Annotated in this window: 4 protein-coding genes; all 4 read right to left on the bottom strand. The window is 60.5% G+C overall.

The annotated features are described in order from the left end of the window. Positions 1-215: 215 nt before the first annotated feature. The gene (fabG, locus tag ACQKQA_RS28855; RefSeq protein WP_427564604.1) at positions 216-956 is read right to left on the bottom strand and encodes a 3-oxoacyl-ACP reductase FabG; all 741 of its coding nucleotides are present in this window, start codon (positions 954-956) and stop codon (positions 216-218) included. A 16-nt stretch (positions 957-972) separates the two neighbouring features. After that, positions 973-1911: an ACP S-malonyltransferase gene (gene fabD, locus ACQKQA_RS28860; protein ID WP_427564605.1), complete on the bottom strand. Its 939-nt coding sequence runs from the start codon at positions 1909-1911 to the stop codon at positions 973-975. Positions 1912-2037: 126 nt separating this feature from the next. Continuing rightward, complete coding sequence (plsX, locus tag ACQKQA_RS28865) at positions 2038-3048, bottom strand: phosphate acyltransferase PlsX (RefSeq protein WP_427564606.1); 1011 nt, start codon at positions 3046-3048, stop codon at positions 2038-2040. Positions 3049-3051: 3 nt separating this feature from the next. After that, on the bottom strand, positions 3052-3192 hold the full coding sequence (gene rpmF / locus ACQKQA_RS28870; RefSeq protein ID WP_122784277.1) for a 50S ribosomal protein L32: 141 nt from the start codon (positions 3190-3192) through the stop codon (positions 3052-3054). Positions 3193-3258: the final 66 nt, after the last annotated feature.

Here is a 3258-nt window from a genome sequence, read left to right on the forward strand (position 1 = left end):
GCCCGGTCAGCCAGCCGCACAGCGCCAGCGCACAGGCCAGCGAGGCTTCGGCACTTTGCCGGGTGGGTAAGTGTATAGAAAGACTTTTCAGCTTTTCAACTGAAAGCTTCACTCCTCAAACCCTTCAGCCACCTGCCTATAAATTGGTTGCAGCTTTATAACGGATTTTAGACAGCTCGTATGACATTTTTTTGAAGCAATCCGTCACATTTGACTTACATGTACATCCCGCCGTTCACCGGGATTGTAGCCCCGGTCACGTATGCCGCGCCGTCGGATGCAAGAAAAGCGACCACTTGCGCGATCTCTTGAGCCTGCCCCAGACGACCCAGCGGAATTTGTATCTGCAGGGCTTCACGCTGCGCTTCAGGCAGTTCGCGGGTCATGTCGGTATCGATGAAACCCGGGGCAACCGAGTTCACGGTAATCGACCGCGAGCCGACTTCACGCGCCAGAGCACGACTGAAACCTTCCAGACCCGCCTTGGCGGCGGCGTAGTTTACTTGGCCAGCGTTGCCCATGGCACCCACCACCGAACCAATACTGATGATTCGACCCCAGCGAGCCTTGGTCATGCCGCGCAGAACGCCCCTGGTCAGGCGATACAGACTGTTCAGGTTGGTATCGATCACGTCGTACCATTCGTCGTCTTTCATACGCATCATCAGGGTGTCACGAGTGATACCGGCGTTGTTCACCAGGATCGCCGGCGCGCCGAACTGCTCCTGAATGCTGGCCAGGGCGGCAGCAACGGACTCGTCGCTGGTGACGTTGAGCTCAAGGCCGGTGCCTTGAATGCCGTTTTCCTTCAAGGTGGCAGCGATACGCTCGGCACCCGAAGCGGAAGTCGCGGTACCCACGACGATCGCACCCTGGCGACCCAGCTCAAGCGCGATGGCCTGGCCAATACCGCGGCTGGCACCGGTAACCAGTGCAACTTTACCTTGCAGACTCATGCAGGCTTCTCCTAATTCAGGCCTGCGCTGCACGGGCGGCAGCGAAGGCATCTGGGGTATTCAGGTTAGAGGTCGATACGCCTTCGGCGCAGCGCTTGTTGAGACCCGCCAGGACCTTGCCCGGACCGCACTCGACCAACTGGGTAGCGCCTTTGGCGGCCAGGGTCTGCACCGACTCCACCCAACGTACAGGCTTGTACAACTGCTCCAGCAGGTCACGTTTGAGGGTCTCGAGATCCGGCGCCACGCTGGCGCTGACGTTCTGCACCAGGGCGATCTGCGGCGCCTGCCAGTTGATGGCGGCAATCGCCTCGGCGAAACGCTCGGCGGCCGGACGCATCAGCTCGCAGTGCGACGGCACGCTGACTGGCAGTGGCATGGCGCGTTTGGCACCACGGGCCTTGCAACCCTCGATGGCACGCTCGACGGCGGCCTTGGCGCCAGCGATCACCACCTGGCCCGGGGAGTTGAAGTTGACCGCGCTGACCACTTCGCCTTGCGCGGCTTCGGCACAAGCCGCCAGCACATCGGCATCTTCCAGGCCGAGAATCGCCGCCATGCCGCCCTGCCCCGCAGGAACGGCTTCTTGCATCAGTTGACCGCGACGCTCTACCAGCTTCACGGCTTCGCCCAGGGTCAGGCTGCCAGCGGCAACCAGCGCGCTGTATTCACCCAGGCTGTGGCCGGCAACGAATGCCGGGCGCGCACCGCCTTCCGCCAGCCACAGACGCCACAGGGCGATCGAGGCGGTCAGAATGGCCGGCTGGGTCTTATCGGTCTGGTTGAGCAGCTCTTCGGGACCCTCTTGGGTCAGAGCCCAGAGATCGTAGCCCAGTGCATCGGAAGCTTCTTTGAAGGTTTCGAGGATCAGCGGGTACTGCGCGCCCAACTCGGCCAACATGCCGAGGGACTGCGAGCCCTGTCCTGGAAAGACGAATGCGAGGGATGCAGACATGTAACAAGCCCCTAATGATCTTGTCGTCGAAGAATTGACGTCGCACCGTGGTGGACGCAAGAAACTGACAGTTGGATGGCCAATTGAACTGAGCGGTCACATTTAAGCATTTCCGAGCGCAAACGCCTAAAGCAACAGATCCTCGAGACGGCCGCGCAGGCGCTCGGGGAGGTTTTCCTGGATCTCGATCAACGCCCGCTGAATGGCACTCTGGAACCCCTGAACACCTGCGGAACCGTGACTTTTCACGACGATTCCCTGCAACCCGAGAAAACTCGCACCGTTGTGTCGCGCCGGTGCCAGATCGGCCTGCAGACGCCGCATCAGCGGCAACGCCAGAGCCCCCACCACCCGGGAAATCGCATTCTGCTTGAACAAGGCCTCGATACGCGCGGCGATCATGGTCGCCAGCCCTTCGCTGGACTTGAGTAGGATATTGCCGACAAAACCGTCACACACCACCACATCAGCCTCGCCGCGGTACAACCCGTCACCCTCGACAAAACCGATGTAGTTCAGGCCCCGGGCATTCTGCAACAGACTCGCCGCCAGCTTGACCTGCTGATTGCCCTTGATGTCTTCGGTGCCGACATTGAGCAATGCCACCCGCGGACGAACGATCCCCAGAGTCTCGGCCGCCACCGACCCCATGACCGCAAACTGAAACAGATGCTCGGCACTGCAATCGACATTGGCCCCCAGGTCCAGCAACTGGCAATAGCCACGCTGGGTCGGGATAGCTGCGACCATCGCCGGCCGATCGATGCCCGGAAGGGTTTTCAGCACATAACGCGACAACGCCATCAGCGCACCGGTATTGCCGGCGCTGACACAGGCCTGGACCTTGCCATCGCGCAACAGCTCGAGCGCCACCCGCATGGAGGAGTCCGGCTTGCCACGCAAAGCCTGGGAAGGTTTTTCGTCCATGCCAATGACTTCTGCGGCAGGAACAACCGTCAGGCGCGCGCGATCCACAGCCGAATGGCCGGAAATCAGTTCTTCTAGGAGGAAAGGTTGACCGACAAGGGCCAGGTGCAGCGAGGGGGTAGCAGACAGGCAAGCAATACTGGCCTGAACAATGCTGCGGGGACCGAAGTCCCCGCCCATTGCGTCAATCGCGATGACTTGAGCGGACAAGGATTACTCGTCAGCGCCCTTGTCGATCACTTTACGACCGCGGTATACGCCTTCTGGCGATACGTGGTGACGCAGGTGAACTTCACCGGTGGTCTTTTCTACGGACAGGGTGCTAGCCTCGAGAGCGTCGTGCGAACGGCGCATGTCACGGGCTGAGCGGGATTTATTGTTCTGCTGAACAGCCTTAATTGATTAACTCCTAAACGTTTG

Source organism: Pseudomonas sp. NPDC089530 (genome assembly GCF_050280705.1).
GTDB lineage: Bacteria > Pseudomonadota > Gammaproteobacteria > Pseudomonadales > Pseudomonadaceae > Aquipseudomonas.